Genomic DNA, 20,191 nt, shown 5'->3' with positions numbered 1-20,191 from the left:
CGCACGAAACTTTCGTGCGGTTTTTCATTTTTCAAGTCAGATCAAACGACTCAACTTATAATAATACTTTACTCGCAGAAGGAAGAAGGAGCTTACCTCCCCTACCGTACTTGTGAAACAGTTCATTTATTTGATTTACCTCAATCGGTTTACTGAAATAATACCCTTGGAGCTGCGAACAACCAAGTTGCTTTAGGATGTCCCACTGCTCTTTTGTTTCCACACCTTCACCAATTGTCCGTAACCCTAACATTTCAGCGAGATGAATGATCGTCTGCACAATCCCGATGCTTTGCATGTTCGATCCTAACTCACTTATGAATTCACGGTCAATTTTTATTTCATTAATCGGAAAATGCTTCAAATAAATAAATGCTGAATAGCCTTTTCCAAAATCATCGATTGACACGGAATAGCCCATTTCCTTTAAAAGTTTAATGCGGCTAGTCACAGCACTTTGTTCTTCCATGGCAACATTTTCTGTAATTTCCAAAACGAGCCTTTGCGGTTTAATACGTGCTTCTTGAATACATTGTTCCAAGAAGAATGGTAAATTGTGGTGTAGAAAGTGTCTAGGAGACAAGTTGATGGACACGGTAACATTCTCAATACCCATTTTGTTCCATTCGCTAATTTGTTTAACCGCTTCTCGAATGACCCATTCACCTATTGGCGTTATTAAACCGGTCGACTCAGCCAGTTCGATAAAATCAGATGGAAAAATAAGTCCTCTTTCAGGGTGTTGCCATCTGAGCAGTGCTTCAAAACCTATGACTTCCCCCGTTCGACAATTGACTTGCGGCTGATAGTGGAGCTGAAATTCATTTAAATCCAAACCTCTGCGTAAATTCATTTCAGATAACATTGTTTCTTTTAAATATGTATGCATGTTAGGGTTGTAAACACTGCCACTTTTTCGATTGGACGTCTTTCTCCCCGCTTGCAATGCCATATAAGCTGCTTGAATTCCATGTTTTACATCTTTCGCATGATCAGGATAAATTGCGGCACCATAACTAAAAGTCATATACACTTCCTGTCCACAAATGTACATGGGATGCTTTAACTTGTTGGTAATATGATCCAACATTTTTCTTTTGTCACTCAATTCTCCTTCGAATGGCGAAAAGAGGATGAAATGATCAAAAGCGATTCGTGCTGTCTGGGCAGGTTCAGGAAAGAGCTCTTTTAAACGCTCAGCTGTTATTTTCAGCATTTGGTCAGCTCCATCATGGCCGAGCACACCTTGGACTTCTGTGAATTGATCGAGCACAAAATACATGAACAATCCACGCTCATGTGTTGCCAATGTTCGGAGCTTTTCTGTCACTTTCTCATTGAAAGCATATTGATTGTCCAGTCCTGTGACCAAATCTTTATAGGCTAAGTGATGAACATGCTCTTCCACTTCAATTCGTTCTAAACGGTCAAAGAGGAAAGACAGCATGTCCGCAATGGATGTTACAAGTACTTTTTCAAAAACCGTCCACTCTCTCTGATGGATTGATTCACAACAAAGCACGCCTCCAATCCCTTTACTGAGTAAAATAGAGGCGTCTACTATAGATTGAATGGGTCCATTTCGGTATTGGCTGTCTTCTTTCAACTCACATGTTCTCGAATCGGTCATGACGTTAGACACAGCAATAATTCGCTCTTGCTCAATTGCTTTGAAATAAGAAGGTGCCGAGTGTCGGTAAAGATTTGTTAGCGGAACTTGTGTGTTTGGATGTTCATAAATCGTTTGCGCGTTTAACATTGAATGATCTTCATTAAACAACCAAATACTTACTTTTTCACAATCAATAATTCGTGCGATACGGATACAAATTTCAAGCAGCATATCTGCAATAGACTCTCTAGATACGTTCAATTGTTGTGCATGTGTAAAAATATATTCTTGCTTTTCCATCATCTGTTCCAATATCTTCTCAATTTCCTCTAGGGAATGTTGCATATAACTAGTACACCACCTTTCTATACAATAAATACCTACTCCTGTTATCGACAAATTTATACATTTCTTAAAGCATTATCCGCTATTTTTCATAATTCTTCTTTTATGGCACTCTTCTTTCAGACACATTTACAATTTACGTAGGTTCTTCGATATTATGGAACTTTATTTACTCCCCCTGCATGGAGATATGCTATACTGAATGAATAATCAGTCACTTACTAGGAGGATGTTGATGGATGAATGTTGAAGCGATGAGCATGGATGCAATTTGGCATGAGATCAGGAAGCGATTGCTTGAAAATCGAGAACCCTATAAAGGATTGAAGACGACGTATCGTATTGAGTTGACCGGTGAAGATGGTGGCAGTTATGTCATGAAATTTATGGACGAAAGTGCAGAAGTCTATGATGAAACAGACGGTAAATCCAGTGAAGAAGTTGATTGTTCACTGAAGATGAGTGTCAAAGACTTCAAAAAACTGCTTATTGGCGATTTCAACTCAGCAGCAGCGTTCATGATGGGTAAGTTAAAAGTAAAAGGCAATATTGGCCTTGCTTTACAACTTGAAAATTTATTAAAAGAATATCAATTATAACGTAGATTGCTGACTCAATGGAATACTTGAGTCGGTTTTTTTACGTATCGAGGAAAATCTACTCGCTTAGGATTTAGTAAATAGGCTCTTCCTTATTCTCTGTAAATATATTAGTATATACATGTGTCTTTACACCGGTTAAAAGACATAATAATGTGTTGAGGAGAAGATCAAATGAATAAAAGAAGTATGTGGTCGTTCCAGTTTTCAACTGTAGCACTCGTTTTGATTCCTGTTGCGATTGGTATCAATTATCTTGGAAAACTGTTTGCAAGTTTGTTAAAGTTACCGCTTTGGGTGGATTCCATTGGCACAGTGCTTTCAAGTATGCTAGCCGGGCCAATTATTGGTGCGCTAGTTGGCATTATTAATAACATCATCTACGGCTTTACAACAAATCCCGTTTCTTTCGTCTATGCAATTACACAAGCGGTCATCGGTCTTGTCGCCGGAATTATGGCGTATAAAGGGTGGATATCTAGTGTGAAGAAGGCAATCGTCCTTGGACTCGTTGTCGGACTCGTAGCTGCGACTGTCTCAACACCGTTGAATATTCTTTTTTGGGATGGTCTGACAGACAACGTTTGGGGAGATGCGCTGTTTGCACTACTCATCTCAAACGAGTTGCCTGTTTGGTTCGCTTCATTCGCAGATAGTGTAGTTGTCGATGTACCAGACAAAGTGGTCACTGTTTTGCTCAGTTATTTACTGTTTAAAGGGCTCCCGAAAAACGTTAAACAACTGTATACCTCGGGTAGTGAAATCGAGCGGCTATAAATTAGGAAAGGTTTGATAGCATTGAACAAGAACATGACGTTGTATGTTGAGAGGCCGTCACCAATACACCGAATCGATCCACTCACAAAACTATTGTTCGTTGTCTTATCTGTTGTCTCAACCTATATGATGCAAAGTCATTTATTCGCCGTCGGTGCCGTGTTGCTTGCGTGCTTCGTACTGTGGATCGGCAATGTGTTCAAGTTTATCTTACCCGTTATCGGATTGAGCTTGTTTTTAATCGGGTCTATTCTCATTATTCACGGCTTCTTTCATCCTGACCGTGCCACTATTCTAGTTGAGATTGGTACTTTCCCTATTTACAAGGAAGGTTTTTCAGTTGCTCTTTTACTAACGCTCCGGCTAATGAATATGCTGTTAAGCTTTGGGGTGCTCATCTTAACGACAAAACCAAGTGAATTGGTCGATGCTCTTGTTCAAAAAGGGTTATCCCCACGGTTCGGATATGTACTGCTCTCCGTGTTGCAAATCATTCCACAAATGCTAGGACGTGCACAGAAAATTACCGAAGCACAACGATCAAGAGGATTGGAAACAGAAGGTAGTTTATGGGTTCGCTTAAAGTCTTTCATTCCCCTGCTCGGACCGGTTGTGCTAAATGGATTGAGCGAAACACGTGAGCGCTCTCTTGCATTAGAAGCACGTGGTTTTAACGTAAGAGGGAAACGGACGTCCATTCAAGAGCCAATTGTTTACGCACACAGTGTGTTGGTAAGGGCTCTTCTATGTACAGCATTTATGGGTGTCGTCTTTTGGAGGTTATTTGTATGAGTTTCATACGTGCGCAACAGTTGAAGTATAAATACCCAAACAGTACAACATTTGCGTTAGAAGATCTTTCATTTTCAATTGATAAAGGAGAATTTATTGGCATTGTCGGAATGAATACAGCTGGAAAGACGACATTAGCGTACGCATTGTCCGGTCTCGTTCCCCATTTCTTTAAAGGAGCATACGGCGGAAAAGTAATGATTGATAACGAGGAAATACTTGCCAATGATTTGTGTGACATCATGTCAAAAGTCGGAGTTGTATTCGACAATCCTTTTGCGCAGATGACAGGGGCGAAAACGACTGTCTATGAAGAGATTGCTTTTGGTTTAGAGAACATGGGGGTCTCTCGAAAACAAATGCAACAGCGAATTTCAGAGTGTATGCGTTTGCTCGACATAGAAAACTTGTACGAAAGAAACCCATTTTCCTTATCTGGTGGACAGATGCAGCGTGTTGCCCTTGCCAGTATACTCGCGATGCAACCCGATGTACTCATTTTGGATGAACCGACGTCTCAACTTGATCCAAAGGGAGCGGCTGATGTCTTTCGGATTGCCAGAAGGTTAGCAGATAGTGGTATGACCATTATTATGATTGAACAAAATACTGAAAAATTATCGACTCATGCTGATCGAATTTTATTCATGCATGAAGGACAATTATTGCAGGCTAGCAAACCGGAAGAGTTGTTTGCTAGAGATGACTTGGAAGCGTACGGTGTGGAGTTACCGATGACCGAAAAACTTAAACGGATTTCCTCTCAACCTCAATCTGTTCGGGTTGGTGATGATCCACATGTTCAAAACATTTGGAAGCCGACAAGAACAGTGAGTTTTTCGTTTGATGAAGTGCTTACATCCACGAGACAACCGAAAACACCGGTAATTGAGGTCCGTGAACTTGCTTATCGATATGCTACTAATGAGGTCCTTCAGCAGATCAATTTGACGTTAAGTGGTGAGCCAATTGCCATTATTGGTGAAAACGGAGCCGGCAAAACAACTTTTGTTAAATTGTTAAAGGCTTTGCTCACTCCTGATTCAGGACATATACTGATTGACGGAAAACATACACGTGATGAAACAACAGCGTCACTCGCCAAAACTGTTGGCCTCATCTTTCAGAATCCCAACGATCAAATCTTTAAAAGTACTGTATGGGAAGAAGTACTATTTGGTCCGTTAACAATCGGTGTTTCAAAAGATGTTGCGTATGCCAATGCTGAGAACGCATTAGAGCTCGTCGGCTTGCAACATAAAGCACAGGAGCACCCCTATGATCTCAGCCTAGCGGAACGAAAAATGGTTACAATCGCTTCCATTTTGGCAATGGACCCACCGATTATCATTTTCGATGAACCGACGATTGGGCAAGACTATCAAGGGAAACAGCAAATAAAAAAGATCATACATTCTTTACAAGAAAGCGGAAAACTCGTCATTTGCATTTTACACGATATGGATTTTGTAGCCTCGACGTTTAATCGGACGATTATTTTCCACGCGGGAAGCGTTCTATTTGACGGGCCAACACGAGAAGCGTTTGCGGATCTAGAGCGATTAACCCTTGCAAATGTTGAGCAACCGATGATTACTCAAATTGTGCATTCGCTCGGGTACAATGAAGTGGTTTTGAAAGAGGAAGAAATTTTGTTTGAATGCAGGTAGATTTTTTGTGGGGTTTGGTGGGATTTGGGCTGGTTATGCGGCGATTTGGGGGAGTTTTGCCGTGTTTGAGCGAGTTATGCGGCGTTTCGGGGGAGTTTGCCGCGTTAGGGCGAGTTATGCCGCGTTTCTGAGGAGTTTGCCGCGTTTGAGCGAGTTATGCGGCGTTTGCTTATGGACGCGGAGATTTTGAGAAGCGAAGTTAGTGAGACGCGCCGCATGCCTTTAGCCAATAAATGCACTTCAGAAAAGGTATACAAATGTCTATTGTAGTAGAAGAAAATAATAGCAAAAAACAGCCACATCCACTAAATCGAGGTGGTGTGGCTGTTATAAGGTAATTATCGTGCTGAGTATCCACCATCAATAACTAATTCCGCACCAGAAATATATGATGCTTCATCAGATGACAAGAAAAGAACTGCATTCGCAACATCTTCTGGTTGACCTAGACGTTGTAATGGTGTCATACGGATAAGTGCATTGACAACATCTTTCGTGTCTTCAAGAGATTTAGTCATAGGAGTTTCAATAATGCCTGGGAAAATCGTATTAACCCGAATTCCATGTTGTCCAAACTCTGCTGCAGCTGCTTTAGAAATAGCACGAACTGACCCTTTAGATGCTGAATATGGGTTAAGTCCCATGCCGATTAAAGCCGTGTAAGAAGAAATGTTCACGATTGAACCTTTTTTTGCTTCTTTCATGTATTGAGATGCGTGTTTCATTCCGAGGAATGTACCGAATCCATTGATGTCAGACAGGCGACGCCAGTCTTCGATTGTAATGTCATTCATTCCTTTTTCAGTAGAGATACCAGCGTTGTTAACGAGGATATCAATTTTGCCAAGAGAATCGACTGCTTTTTTCATCGCTTCTGCCCATTGTGCGTCGTCTGTAACATTTAGCACAACCGTCATTACGTTATCATAAGAACCCCATTTTTCAGTCAAGGCAGCTTCGTTAATATCAGCAGCTACAACTTTCGCGCCTTCAGCAGCGTACAATTTTACCATTTTCTCACCCATACCGGATGCGCCACCTGTAATGAATACAACTTTATCTTGGAATCTGTTCATGTTTACCGCTCCAATTCTCAATTTAATTTAACACTTAAATAATAATCCTTTTTACAATGAAACTCAACCGTAAAGACTCGATTCCAAGAAATTGTCATTTGTTTGTCGATGCTTGTTATGTACAGGTAAAGAGCTAATTATTCACTAAAAACTTCAAAAAATTATTGGTAATAAACGGTCCAATGCCGTTAAGACCATACTGATGCAATTTTGCCTACTAGCGAAAATAAAAAGGTAGCAGGAATTCATCTTCCGACTACCTTTATTAACTATTTAGTGATGTAGTATACGATTAAACCGTTATTTCTTGCTGGACAACTCCTTGTTCTTTGGGTCTTCTGCGTTGAATGAACCAGACGATTGTAATGAGCAAGAGCCCTATTGTACTTGTCGTCAGTTCAGGGATGATTAACAGTAAACCGCCTGTAAAAAGGAATAACCTTTCAATCATTCGACAATTCCGTATGAAATAACCGATAACAGCGCTACTCACCCCCATCATGCCGATGAGTGCCGTTAACAAACCTAAAATAAGTTTTACCGGTGTGACATCTACAAAGACAAGAATCGGGTTGTAGATGAAGATATAGGGAATAATGAAAGCTGCGATGGCTAATTTTACGGCGGTTGTACCTGTTTTAAATGGATTTGCCTTCGCAATTCCTGCTCCTGCATACGCAGCTAAACAAACAGGCGGCGTAATATCTGCTACGATGCCAAAGTAGAATACAAACATATGCGCAGCAATCGGGGCAATGCCGAATTCATTAATAAGAGCAGGCGCGGCGATCGTTGCTGTCACAACATAATTTGCAGTAGTCGGCAAGCCCATTCCTAATATGATACAAGCAATCATTGTAAAAAATAATGCTAAAATGAGATACCCATTTGATAATGCAATAATGCCTGCAGCAAATTTAGCCCCTAGTCCTGTCATACTGACCACACCTGCAATGATTCCTGCCGTAGCAACCGCGGCAATAACAGGAAGCGCCACTCTACCACCTTGCTCCAACACGTACAAGATCCGCTTAAAATTGAATTCCGATTCTTTCCGGATCAGTGCATTAAATAGCCAGATGATGAACGCTGAAAGGATACCGAATAAAGCTGCTCGCTGCGGAGTGAAACCAGACATAATCGTGACAATAATAACGAGCAATGGCACAATCATATAGCCATCCCGCACAAAAATTTTCTTAAAGACAGGCAACTCCGACTTTGGTAATCCGAGTATTTTCAATCTTTTCGCCTCAAAATGCGTGCCGATGAAAATGCCTGTGAAGTACAAAATCGCTGGAATAAGCGCGGCTAACATTATTGTGGCATAGCTGACTCCGAGATATTCCATCATAATGAATGCTGCTGCACCCATCATTGGCGGCATGATTTGTCCGCCTGTTGACGCAGAAGCTTCTGTCGCTGCAGAAAATTCTGGTTTAAAACCGGCTCTTTTCATCATCGGAATCGTAAAACTTCCCGTAGCAACTGTATTCCCGACAGAACTTCCCGAAACAGTTCCTTGTAATGCACTCGCAACCACTGCTGCTTTGGCAGTTCCGCCAGTATAGCGACCTGTAAGTGAAAAAGCTAAGTTATTAAAGAATTTCCCAATAGGTGTATTGACAAGCAACACACCAAAAAACAGGAACAAAAAGATGAATTTCGCGGAAATCTGTAGTGGCGTGCCGAAAACACCGCTTTCCCGGAACCAAAGTGTCGCCATCGTTCGGTCTACTGAAAATCCGGCATGGGACAAGATTTTTGTTGGAACATAATTCCCCAATACAGCATATAAAATTGCCACTGACGCCACGATGACAATCGGCAATCCGATCGTCCGCCTAGCTGCTTCGAGAACAAGAAGCACACCCACTATTGAAATGATGATGTCTAGCAAGCTGTATCCTGATACGATACTTTGCTGAATGGCGTCAAGAAAGATGATTTTATGATAAGACACATACATAGCAGTGAATGCCAGTAGTACATCATACCAAGGAACATGTTTCTGGGTTGACCGCCACGCCTTCTTTGCCGGATACAATAGAAAGACAATGCCTAATGCGGTGCCCAAATGGATTGCCCCCTGCTGTTGAGAAGGCAATACACTCGTCGCACCCGTATACAAATGAAAAACGGTTAATGCAATCGCAAGAAATGAAACGATCCACTTCCACTTACCAATTTCCGTACGAAACTGACTTTCCTTGTCGTACTTTTCAAGAATATCTTGTGCATCTACCACCTTTTGTTCTTTCATAAATTGCCGCCTTTCTACGCAGATGAATTTATTTCAGGTCATCGAAACTACTAATCTCTGTCTTTTCTCTCGTGACAATTTGAACAACTTCAGGATAAATATGACCGATGAAAGCTGCATTGGTGACCGGATTGCCTTCAAAGTCCGCTTTACCATTCAATGCATTTAAAGCTGGTACGTGAACCGTCATCCCTAAATCCATCTGTCCTTTGCTGATGGACGAAAGATTCTCAACAGACGCCCCTGTTTCCATATTCGTTACATTGATACCTTCAATATATTTGTTCCATAAGTTTGCCATTTCTCCACCAAGCGGATAATATGTTCCACCTTGACTGCCTGTACCAAGCGTAAATTCTGCTTTTCGATCACTTTTGTCAGCAGAAACAGTCGCCACTTCATTCTCCACAGTTAACCCTTGCTCTTCATAATATTTTTTCGCACCTGGATGGATTAATAACCCTTCCGCTCCATTCAATGCATTTTCAAGAATCATCTGTTTTGCTTGTGCGTGCGTATTTTCACTCGCATTTTCAATCATACTTTTCGCCAACTCGTAACCGAGCTCTTCATCAATCGTATCCGTATTTCCCATTAAAATTGCGTAGGCTGTCACCGTCTCCACATCTTCTGTTAAGAAATCATATGACTCTTTTGGAATTGTAAAACGCTTGTAACCTGATTGTTCTTCGATTTTTTTAATTGCGTCATCCGATAGACTTAGCATTTTGACATCTCCCGCAGAAGCTTGGAGGCTCTCGATACTCGCTGCAGGAAGTCCTAAAATACCGATTGAAATGTCAATATTCCCATCTTGTACGCCATCTGCAGCTGCTCCAAAACCTTCTTGGAATGCCTTGTAATCCCCATCCTCAATGCCGTATGCCCCTAAAATAATTTTCGACACGTTGTTTGTTTCACTTGCAGGTGGGCCGATTGCAATATTTTTCTTACCACCGCCACATGCAGATAATACGAGTAGCGCTCCAAGTAATACGAGTACGAAACTTTGTAGTCGAGTCTTCTTCACAGTAGTTCCCCCTTCTGTTTGTTCCCCATCATTTCGTAAGCGCTTACAAAAGTGGTTGTTAAAAGAAGTTATGCATCGTATTGAAAACAAGTATGATAAAAACCGAGCTACCGTTTGTTCAATACAAGCCTATTCAGAGGTGCTTGCGCTATGAAAAATGGAATCTACTTACTAGTATACTAAAATCTCTTAAAAAATCAATCAATTTTCACTTTATTCTGATTGTTAATTCGTTACTTCCTCGTTCCCTTAACAATAAAAATCATCCACACAGCCTTATGCCGCATGGATGATTACTGATTAAGATTGGTAAGATGCTTTGCGTAAAGTAGTAGCAAGTACTTTCGCACCCATATCAAGTGCGTCATAGTTGAACGTCATTTTTGGATGATGAAGCCCGGGTCCCAGATCTGCACCAATGCCGATCATCGCCGCTTTCAAGTCCGGACGATGGATTGTGTAAAAATGAAAATCATCACTTCCGGAAGTAACAATTGCTGGTGCAAACGCCTCTTCACCAAACGTCTCCAAAATGCCTTCCTTTGCTAATTCCATCGCTTCGTCGGCCACTTCTGCTGCCGGGGTATAGTCCGACCACTCCAATTCAATAGCAACCGAATGAAGCTGTCCAATTGAATGGATGCCTTGCTCAATGCGGTCTCTTAATTCTTTTAATACTGTATTAGATTGTGCGCGAACGTCAATCCCGAAAGTTGCTGTTCCTGGAATGATATTCAAGCTTTCGCCACCCGCTTGGACCTTCGTCAATTTGGCTGAATACGCTTCATAAGGAGAGAAATGAATGGTCTTTATGTAATCAGCAATTGCAAAAATCGGATCGAGTGCATTTTTCCCTTGATGTGGTCGTGCACCGTGTGCGTCTATTCCGTTCACTTTTCCTTCTAAAAAGATTGCGGCTCCGTGATGAATAGCAGGTGAAATTTTACCGAATGGAATTTCTTCTTTTGGTCGTAGATGTACACCAAACAAATGGGATACGCCATCAACCGCTCCGCGTTCGATCATCGAATTAGCCCCATTCCCTTTTTCCTCTGCTGGCTGAAAAATGAAGCGGATTCGGCACCCAAGTTCTTGTTCCTGTAAGTAAGCAAGAGCACCTAACACCATTGAAATATTTGCGTCATGCCCACATGAGTGATTCGCTTGGTAAGTCCCATCGACTTCTTGCCATAAAGCATCAATATCAGCTCGAACGGCAATGATCCGTTCTCCTTCACCAATTTCTGCTATTACACCCGTTACATCATCGAACGTATGGTGTTTCACATTCATCGCTGTTAATATCTCTGAAATTTTCTTCGTTGTTTCAACTTCTTTCCAGCTCACTTCAGGGTACGCGTGGAAATGGTCAAACCAGTCCCCAATTTGTGTATGAATACTCAATGAACTCACTCCAATCCAAATCTCTTCTTCCTTTAGGATAACTGATGTGAACAAAGAAAAAAAGCCGTTTATTGGACGGCTTTTAATGATGCCTACATTGACTTAAAACGTATTTGACGTAACTGAAGCTATTCATTGATTTACTTGTGAGTAGATATGAATAAAGCGATCATTCACAAGCAGACGTACTACAGGGTTGGACGTTTATTAACTAGACGAAGTTGTATTCAATGTTGCCACTTTGTGTTCATTATTTATTCCCAATACCTTCATAAAGGGCTAGCAATCTTTTTGCGATGACATCATATGAATGCATGCTGACGGCCGCTTCCATTTTGAGTTTTCGATCTTCATCTACCTCTGTAAGGGCTTGTCTCATCCCTTTCGCAAGCGCTGCCGCATTTCTCGGTTCCACAAGAATTCCTGTATTATCCGCTAACAAATAAGACAACCCTCCGACATCAGTTCCAACGACCGGTGTCCCGATTGCCATCGCTTCAAGTGCAACGAGTCCAAAACCTTCATGGTGTGAAGGTAAGACAAACAAATCTGCTGCTGCAATCCATTTGGCAACTTCTCGTTGTTGCATCGGTAGCTGATGAACGACAGGAACTGCTGTGGAAGCTGTTTTCTCCTGAAACTTCTCCATAAATCCTTTGTCTTTATCCGAACCGATCAAGTATAACGTAATGTTGGGATCTTCCTTCTGCAAGATGGCACTTGCTTCGAGCAACTCTAAAATCCCTTTTGCCTCTATCATATTCCCGACATAGAGCACCATCTTTTGCTCAGAGGGAATGCCTAATTCTTTTCTCGCTTCCGATTTTTCCAGTGGGACAAAAACAGACGTATCGACGCCCATACTCATGACTTGAACGTTCTCTTCAGGCACATTAAAACGCTCGATGACGTCCTTTTTTAAACGTTCGCCTACTACGATAACCGCATCTGCAGCCAGTAAGATTTTCTTTGTCATCGCTGCAATTCTCGCATTTTTGGAAGCCATTTTGTCAATGTCTCCGCCGTGTACAGTTACGATATACGGCAAGTTGAAAAGCTTCTTGCCCATCATTGAAATAAAACCTGTCGGAAACGCATAATGCGCGTGCGTCAAAGCAATCTTCCGCTTGTTTTTCATTAGATGAAACAAGGACTTCATAAACCATTTCGCGTATTTTTTCACATTCGCTACTTTCCCTTTTGCAGGGTCCTGAATGGCAACGACGTCTACGTCTATTCCTTTAGACTTCAGAAGTTCCACTTGATTCTTGACGAAAATTCCGTATGTCGGATGTTCAATTGAAGGATACATATTGCTCAATACGGTTACTTTTTTCATGTATGTATTCATTCCTATCTACTGTTAGCTCGTTCTTCTTTTAAATTGTATCTTTTAAATTGTATCATAGATGCTTTTGTCCTTCGGGTGTGTTGCATAGGAACGACTATTACGATTATGTTACATTCATCCACCAATTTATCGAAAATCCAGCATGAATTCCAGTTTTTCTTGTCGAATGAATGGGGAATTACATAAAAACTAGTCTTGCATGCTACGAAAATAGAGGTTTTCTCACAATCTTGCACAATGTAACGTTTCTGTAATGTTTCTGTAACCGAAATGAAGGTTTAGCTATGTTAGGATTATCTCAACAGATAAAGCACACGACAAAAGAATGTGCGAAAGGGGAATTTGAGAAGCGATTATGAAGAGAATGATGTTTTTAGTTTTTGCATGTCTTTTACTCTCAACGTCCACTCCAGCCATGGCATCAGCGAGTTCGGCAACTTCACTTATACAGACTGCAAGTGCATATAAAGGTACACCTTATCGATACGGCGGAACAACTACAGCAGGATTTGACTGCTCAGGTTACACGCAATTTGTGTTTAAAAAAGAAGGCGTCTCCATTCCGAGAGACACGAAAAGTCAATATGCTTCTGGAAAAGCAATATCTAAAAGCAATTTAAAAACAGGCGATCTCGTATTTTTTAATACATTTGGCAAAGGGGCTTCCCACGTCGGTATTTATGTTGGCTCCAGTAAATTCATTCACGCTTCAACAAGCAGAGGCGTTATGGTTTCATCCATCAACGATCCTGCATATTGGGGAAGCCGCTACATTGGCGCTCGTCGTGTAAACAACTTCCAAGCAGAAACAACAATCGCTTCTGCACCTGAAGTCGACTATGCAACACGTGCTGAAATCGCGCAAATTTTAGTGGAAGAATTGAACTTGTCAGTACCAACTGATGGTCCTGCATTCAAAGATGTAACAACATCTCACCCGCAATACAAAGTAATTGCTGCAGCGGCAGAAGCGGGCATTTTCTCTGGAAATTCAGCTGGCGAATTCATGCCGGACGATTATTTGACACGTAGCCAATTGGCAAAAGTATTAGTTGAAGCATACGACATGCCGATTATTGCAGGTCAAACGCCATTTAAAGATGTGGCACACTCCAACTGGGCAAATAATTACATTAACACACTTTACAAAAATGGCATTACTTCCGGTTACACAGATGGAACATTCGGTACTAACAAAAAAGTGACAGCAAATGAATTTAAAATCTTCATGAGCCGTTTGACAAAATAATGTATAGTCAAACAAGCACTCCTACAGCGGGTGCTTGTTTTTTATTGATACAAAGTGAGCCCTACAATTCTTTCCACCCACTGTTCGTCATACAGAGTACTAGCATGTTGGAGAGGTGCTACAATAAACGGACCTTTCGCTTCTTGCTTTAGGACAGCCGTCGGGTAAAAAGATGCTTCACCTATTTCAACGAACCTTTTGCCCGCAATCTCATGACGAGCAACTTGTACCTTACCAATACCGCCAACAAATGTGGAGTCAAATTGCTGGGCAGAATAAAAGTTTCCGAGTGAATAGAAAATCTTCGTGTTTTCAATTTGGGTAAACGGTTGCAATACGTGAGGATGGTGTCCAAATACAATATCGACACCCTGTTCAGCAAACCAATGCGCCAACTCCTCTTGTGTTGCTGAAGGTTGTAATGAATATTCTTCACCCCAGTGCACGGAAACAATTACTACGTCGACTTCATCCTTAATTCCCTGTATATCTTTTTCCATACCCACTTTATCCAATAGGGAAACAACGTATTCTTTTCCTTTAGGAACCGGCAATCCATTTAACCCATACGTGTAAGCGAGGATTCCTATTCGCACGCCTTCTATTTCCACAATCCTTTTCGTCTCTCGATCTTCTAGAGATTCATACGCGCCTACATACGGCATCCCATATTCTTTCATATGCTTTATCGTGTTTAACAGACCTGTTTCTGATCGATCCATCGTATGGTTGTTTGCAATTGACAACATGTCAACACCCGCTAATTGCAAGTCTCTTATGATATGCTTTGGACTATTAAACAATGGATAACCCGATAAGCCGAGTTCTGTTCCTCCTGGCATCGACTCCTGGTTTGCTAGCAAAAAATCGATATTTTTCATCTCTTCGCTAACAAGCCGGAACGATTCTTCATACGAACTGTATGTATATAAAGGATGATGTAACAGAATATCCCCCATCATTCCAATCGTTAGTCTCGAAGTTTGTACTTCCATAGTTAGCATGGAGGGATGGCATTGTATAAACGCAAAATCACTTACACGGTGAGAATGAGTAGCATTCATATAACCTGCTCCAGCTACCAAACAGCTCGTAACAGCTATACTAAATAGTAGTACCAATTGCTTCAATCAACTATCCCCTGTCTACTAGACTCTATATGTCTCAGTATACTTCAGGAATTTCTTTTTAAACACACGAATTTAAGATAAATGAAGTTGAGCAGGTTAAGAAACTGCGTACAGTCAAGTTATCTATTTACTGTACGCAGTTTTGAACGTTTCTGCATGTTGAGCAAGAAGAGAGGCACAGTTATGGGTCGTCCGGACACTCCCCCTTTATTTATCCGATTTATTTCGTTCACTCTTACTCTCTACTGTTTGTTGAAATTGAGCTATTTGCTTCTCCGCACTTTGCTTTGGTTCGAAATCTGGAAAAGGTTTTGCTTGAGGCATTCCCGTAAATTCGTTCGTTACTTGTTGATTGGATGAGCCATTCTCCTCGTTTTTCTTCAAGGTTCTCAACTCCTTTCAATTTTGCCCTCACCTTCAAGATACCCTGATTGACCAGATGTATGTAGAAATTGCATTTTTGATATCTTACCTACCGTCAATCGAAGAGGTATTCGAGTTATCCATTGAGTTCACAATCTATTCGATTGAATAAGTAGCGTTATCGATTGAGTTCACAATCTATTCGATTACATAAAAGAAGTTATCAATCGAATTCACAAAGTTATCGCCATTTCGTGACCTTCGACTCACGTAAACAATGCGCTTCATTCTGCCAAATCGCGAATCTCTCCATTTCACACTCCACTAGACAACTGTAAATCGTCCAGAGACACCCAATCATAAGGCAAAAAACAGGGAAAGAATGGTGTATTCTTTCCCTGCTCTAGAGTTTCCTATTAGACTTTAAAATGCTGAAGTTCGTGCTGGAGGTCTTCTGCAAGCTTTGCAAGACTTTGAGCACTTTCGGAGATTTCGTGGCTGACGGCTAATTGTTCAATCGTTGCCGCACTTGTTTCACTCGCTGTACTTGTCGTCTGTAAACTTAACGTACGAATTTCCGAAGAACCGTTCATCACTTCTTCTGCCATCGCCTGGATTTGTTCGATCGCTGCAGAAACTGTTTCAATTTTTGCCACGACGTCTCCGACCGAGCTTTGAATTTCGTTGAATACTGTATTGGATTGCTTGGACGCTTCAATGCCTGCGTCGACTCGTTCACTTCCAGAGCTGATCGATTGAACTGCACGAGTAGATGCATGTTGAATTCTTTCAACCATCTTTCCAATTTCAGCAGCTGAGGACTTTGACTGTTCTGCTAGGTGCCTTACCTCTTCTGCTACTACCGCAAACCCTTTGCCGTGCTCGCCTGCCCGCGCAGCTTCAATTGCTGCATTTAAAGCTAATAAGTTTGTTTGATCCGCTATGGAAGTAATTAAAGTCGTAATTTTTTGGATTTCATTTGAGTGTATTGCCATCTCTTCCATAATAGCTGAAGATTCACGAATCGTTGCATGAATTGTGTTCATTTGATCCGACACACCCATAATTCTTTGCGAACCTCTCACGACAAGTTGTGAAGCTTGTTCAGCGGACTGGAGCATCTGTTCATTATTCGCTGCAATTTCAGAAACACCTATCGTCAATTCATTCATTGATGAAGCAGTTTGTTCAGTAATCTGTTTCTGTTGCTCACTACTTGCAAATTGGCGCTCTGCTGTCTGGGAAACGATTTCAGATGATGCTAAGCTCTCTTCTGAACTTGCCGAAAGTTGTTCAGATTGAGCTGCGAGTTGCATGGAAGAGTCATTAATTCTTCTGATCATGTTGGCGACATCTGCCCCCATTTTGTTAAAGGCCGTCGCCATTAGACCAATTTCATCTTTATTTTTGACAACAAGAGGATCAATGGAGAAATCTCCTTTTGCAATGGCATCCAGGCCATCCGTTACAACTTGTACTGGCCTCGAAATACTTCTACTGATGACTGTCGAAATCATTAACCCGATAATAACGGAAAGCCCGATGAGAGATACACTGAAAATGATGGCACCAAACATTCTCTCCTCAATCTCAACAAGTTTTTTATCCATTGAATCGTATTGAACTTGCTTAATCATCTCTGCACGATCCAATACGATATTGCCGACATTCGATGAAGATTTTCCAATTGTAATCGCAAGCTCGTCTTTCCCAGCTTTCGTGTTGGACACGATTACGTCTTGTAATTCAACAAATGCTTTATTGGATTCTTGTAACGCTTCAAAATGCGTTTGCATTTGGTCTCCTGAAATAATAGAACCTAGTTCTTGCACGAGTGTATCTGACCGCTCCAAGTAGGCTTCGCGATTCGTCAAAAACTGCTCATCTTTATACAACATATACCCTCTTACTTCACTTTGAATTTCTTTTTGTTTCAGAATGAATTCATTGACCAAATCCACTTTTTTCACTTCATCTTGAAGCAACATTTCGTATTTTTGATTGACATCAATTGTAATCCATAAACTTAAAGCCCCCACAATGATTAGCAATAACAAAATTGCTCCAAACCCACCCCACATTTTTCTAGAAACAGACTTTCTCATTGTACATCCCCCCATTTTACCCGTGACTGAATATGTATAATTGCACACGTTCACAAGTCGATAGACTCATAAAATTGTCAAACTATACTTTAGTATACCACTACTTCTTAACTATACAATAGAGGGAAGAGGTTACTATTCAGATTTCATAAAATAAGCAAAATAGAGGAATTGTTATAAGTACTCGCTTGCAAGAAAAAACTGCCGCGGTCGATTGACCATTCGGCAGTTTTCTTATCATTTTTTCGTTTTGTTAGCAATTTCTATTGCACGGTTTGTACCTTCAGCCGCTTTGTCTAGCACTTCTTGCGGGTCTTTTCCTTGGTACAGTTCTTCCAATGCAGTGACAATTTGCTGTCTGGATTCCGGGAAAACTGAGATGAGCGCTCCTTGTGTCGCAAGGCCCGGTACTGTATCTTGCAACTGATCGACTGTCACTTTGAATTGTGGATATTCCGCCCACTTTGCTTTCACGCTTTCTTCCTCATAAGCTGCTGGGTTGATGGCAAAGTAACCTGTATCTAGATGCCATTTTGCCTGTACTTCAGGTGTCGTCATGTACTTCATGAATTCCCAAGCCGCTTCTTGCTCTTCTTCCGCAATGCCTTTGGACATCCACAATGAAGCGCCGCCGATGACAACGCCGTTTCGTTTCACTTCGTCAGCATGTGGAATATACGCTACTCCTACTTCAAACGGTGCATTTGCAATGGCACCCGCAACACCTGCTGAGGAGTCCATGTACATCGCGACTTTTTCCGTAGCAAATGCCGCACGGATGTCATCCCAGTTCGTACCGAAGTTGCCGAACGTGCCCGCTTTGTTCATCGTGTCAAGGAAGTTAAATACGTTTAACCCTTCTGCGCCGTTAAATAATACTTCTGTTGCATCACCCGAGCGGCCATTGTCTTCATTCACATATAAGCCGCCTTGTGTGGCGACGAGTTGCTCGAAGAACCAGCCATACGTTAACATAGAGAAACCTTTCATATCATCTTTCGTCAATTTCTCTGCTGCTTCAATAACTTCTGAAAAAGTTGCAGGTGCATTTTCAGGATCCAATCCTGCTGCTTTAAATGCATCTTTGTTGTACATCATGACAGGTGTTGATGAGTTAAATGGCATAGAGTACAATTTTCCATCCACTTTGTAATAGTTTAAGATGTTTTCTTCAAGCTGCGAAAGGTCATAATTATCTTTGTCAATGAAAGACTGCATCGGCTCGATGTAGCCACTCTCGATCATATATTTTGTTCCGACTTCAAACACTTGTGTAATCGCAGGGGCATCCTTCGTGCCGCCTACGCCACGCAACTTCGTCAAAGATTCTTCATAAGAACCTTGGAATTCCGCTTTTACTTCATATTTATCCTGCGACTCATTAAAGCCTTTTACGATTGTATCAATCGATTCTTGTCCTGTGCCTGACATCGCATGCCAAAATTCAATCGAAACTTTGCCGTCTTCTGTCTTCGTTACTTCTCGTTCAGTCGCATCTTCTTTGTCACTGTTCGTACATGCAGCTAGCAGTCCAATCGTTACGAGCAACAGCCAAAATAACGATGACTTCATCATTTTCTTCATCTCTCATGCACCCCTCTAAAATTGGTTTACTTTAACGCACCTTTGGAAAGACCTTTTTGCAATTGTTTCTGACCGATAAATAGCAATAGCAATGTTGGTATAATAACGACGATAACCCCTGCCATGACCACCCCCCATTCGGTTGCAATTTCTTGAGATTGCAATTGCTTCAAACCAATTTGGACCGTTCTTACGGATTCATTGGTTGTAATTAATAATGGCCACAAATACATATTCCACGTTGTTAAAAATCCGTACGCACCTAGCGTGACAAGGCTAGTTTTCGAAACGGGTAACACAACTTTCCAGAAGAACTTAAACCGGCCAACTCCCGCAATTTGCGATGCTTCATGCAACTCTTTCGGGATGGTAAGGAAATGTTGTCGAAGCAAAAATGTCCCAAAGGCCAAGGCGAAAAAGGGAACTGTCAAACCTTGGTATGTATTGAGCCAATCGAGTGATCGAATCGTAAATACGTTTGGAATCATCGTCGCTTCCCATGGAATCATCATCGTTGATATGAACAGGAAGAAGATAAAATCGCGCCCTTTAAATGTAAAGAAAACGAATGCGTATGCTGCCAAACTACAAACGACAAGCTGTCCGAGCATTACACTAACTGATACGACAAAACTATTGAGTAAATAGTTTATTAATGGCAAACGCTCGAATACTTTCACGTAGTTTTCGAACGTGATTGATTGTGGGATGAAGTTCCCTTGGATAATTTCTGGCCCTGTCATGAATGAAATCATAAAGGCATATGCGACAGGGAAAAAGACGAATGCCGATGTGACGATAAGTAAGAAATAAATCCATATTTTTTGCAGCAAACCCATTT

The 20,191-nt window shown here is 41.3% G+C and carries 16 protein-coding genes; 5 read left to right on the top strand and 11 right to left on the bottom strand.

What is annotated here, in order from left to right; all coding sequences use genetic code 11:
• Positions 1 to 55: 55 nt before the first annotated feature.
• Complete coding sequence (locus QT711_RS05090; protein ID WP_317942437.1) at positions 56 to 1,957, bottom strand: sensor domain-containing phosphodiesterase; 1,902 nt, start codon at positions 1,955 to 1,957, stop codon at positions 56 to 58.
• A 239-nt stretch (positions 1,958 to 2,196) separates the two neighbouring features.
• Here QT711_RS05090 and QT711_RS05085 point away from each other — a divergent pair, with 239 nt between their 5' ends.
• The 4 genes from QT711_RS05085 (at position 2,197) to QT711_RS05070 (ending at position 5,795) form a co-directional block, all read left to right on the top strand.
• Entirely contained in the window at positions 2,197 to 2,556 is a 360-nt protein-coding gene (locus QT711_RS05085) for an SCP2 sterol-binding domain-containing protein (RefSeq protein ID WP_317942436.1), read from the top strand.
• A gap of 174 nt (positions 2,557 to 2,730) precedes the next feature.
• Positions 2,731 to 3,333 (top strand): ECF transporter S component, encoded by a 603-nt coding sequence (locus QT711_RS05080; protein ID WP_317942435.1) that lies wholly within the window; start codon positions 2,731 to 2,733, stop codon positions 3,331 to 3,333.
• A gap of 21 nt (positions 3,334 to 3,354) precedes the next feature.
• The gene (locus QT711_RS05075; protein ID WP_317942434.1) at positions 3,355 to 4,125 is read left to right on the top strand and encodes an energy-coupling factor transporter transmembrane component T family protein; all 771 of its coding nucleotides are present in this window, start codon (positions 3,355 to 3,357) and stop codon (positions 4,123 to 4,125) included.
• The gene (locus QT711_RS05070; RefSeq protein WP_317942433.1) at positions 4,122 to 5,795 is read left to right on the top strand and encodes an ABC transporter ATP-binding protein; all 1,674 of its coding nucleotides are present in this window, start codon (positions 4,122 to 4,124) and stop codon (positions 5,793 to 5,795) included. Before QT711_RS05075 ends, QT711_RS05070 begins: the two co-directional genes overlap by 4 nt.
• A gap of 338 nt (positions 5,796 to 6,133) precedes the next feature.
• Here QT711_RS05070 and QT711_RS05065 read toward each other — a convergent pair whose 3' ends face one another.
• From QT711_RS05065 to QT711_RS05045, 5 genes are all read right to left on the bottom strand, one after another.
• Positions 6,134 to 6,871, bottom strand: a complete 738-nt coding sequence (locus QT711_RS05065; protein WP_317942432.1) for an SDR family NAD(P)-dependent oxidoreductase — start codon at positions 6,869 to 6,871, stop codon at positions 6,134 to 6,136.
• Between the two features lie 292 nt (positions 6,872 to 7,163).
• A complete protein-coding gene (locus QT711_RS05060) occupies positions 7,164 to 9,134 on the bottom strand; it encodes a TRAP transporter permease (RefSeq protein ID WP_317942431.1) in 1,971 nt (656 codons plus the stop codon).
• Between the two features lie 28 nt (positions 9,135 to 9,162).
• Complete coding sequence (locus QT711_RS05055; protein WP_317942430.1) at positions 9,163 to 10,164, bottom strand: TAXI family TRAP transporter solute-binding subunit; 1,002 nt, start codon at positions 10,162 to 10,164, stop codon at positions 9,163 to 9,165.
• 300 nt (positions 10,165 to 10,464) lie between these two features.
• Positions 10,465 to 11,568: an amidohydrolase gene (locus QT711_RS05050; RefSeq protein ID WP_317942429.1), complete on the bottom strand. Its 1,104-nt coding sequence runs from the start codon at positions 11,566 to 11,568 to the stop codon at positions 10,465 to 10,467.
• A gap of 250 nt (positions 11,569 to 11,818) precedes the next feature.
• Positions 11,819 to 12,907 (bottom strand): glycosyltransferase, encoded by a 1,089-nt coding sequence (locus QT711_RS05045; RefSeq protein WP_317942428.1) that lies wholly within the window; start codon positions 12,905 to 12,907, stop codon positions 11,819 to 11,821.
• 427 nt (positions 12,908 to 13,334) lie between these two features.
• Here QT711_RS05045 and QT711_RS05040 point away from each other — a divergent pair, with 427 nt between their 5' ends.
• Positions 13,335 to 14,168 carry a C40 family peptidase gene (locus QT711_RS05040; RefSeq protein ID WP_317942427.1) on the top strand — a complete coding sequence of 278 codons (834 nt, stop codon included), beginning with the start codon at positions 13,335 to 13,337 and terminating at the stop codon, positions 14,166 to 14,168.
• 41 nt (positions 14,169 to 14,209) lie between these two features.
• Here the strand turns inward: QT711_RS05040 and QT711_RS05035 are convergent, their stop codons facing one another.
• The 5 genes from QT711_RS05035 to QT711_RS05015 all read right to left on the bottom strand — a co-directional run bounded on the left by QT711_RS05035 (position 14,210) and on the right by QT711_RS05015 (position 20,189).
• Positions 14,210 to 15,298: a CapA family protein gene (locus tag QT711_RS05035; protein WP_317942426.1), complete on the bottom strand. Its 1,089-nt coding sequence runs from the start codon at positions 15,296 to 15,298 to the stop codon at positions 14,210 to 14,212.
• Positions 15,299 to 15,505: 207 nt separating this feature from the next.
• Entirely contained in the window at positions 15,506 to 15,682 is a 177-nt protein-coding gene (locus tag QT711_RS05030) for a hypothetical protein (RefSeq protein WP_317942425.1), read from the bottom strand.
• A gap of 395 nt (positions 15,683 to 16,077) precedes the next feature.
• Entirely contained in the window at positions 16,078 to 17,766 is a 1,689-nt protein-coding gene (locus tag QT711_RS05025) for a methyl-accepting chemotaxis protein (protein WP_317942424.1), read from the bottom strand.
• A 237-nt stretch (positions 17,767 to 18,003) separates the two neighbouring features.
• Positions 18,004 to 19,338 (bottom strand): ABC transporter substrate-binding protein, encoded by a 1,335-nt coding sequence (locus QT711_RS05020; RefSeq protein WP_398295693.1) that lies wholly within the window; start codon positions 19,336 to 19,338, stop codon positions 18,004 to 18,006.
• A 38-nt stretch (positions 19,339 to 19,376) separates the two neighbouring features.
• Positions 19,377 to 20,189 carry a carbohydrate ABC transporter permease gene (locus tag QT711_RS05015; RefSeq protein WP_317942612.1) on the bottom strand — a complete coding sequence of 271 codons (813 nt, stop codon included), beginning with the start codon at positions 20,187 to 20,189 and terminating at the stop codon, positions 19,377 to 19,379.
• Positions 20,190 to 20,191: the final 2 nt, after the last annotated feature.

Source organism: Sporosarcina saromensis (assembly GCF_033253735.1).
Lineage (GTDB): Bacteria > Bacillota > Bacilli > Bacillales_A > Planococcaceae > Sporosarcina > Sporosarcina saromensis.
Note: the sequence above shows the minus strand (reverse complement) of the source record. Positions and strands in the feature narration are given on the sequence as shown.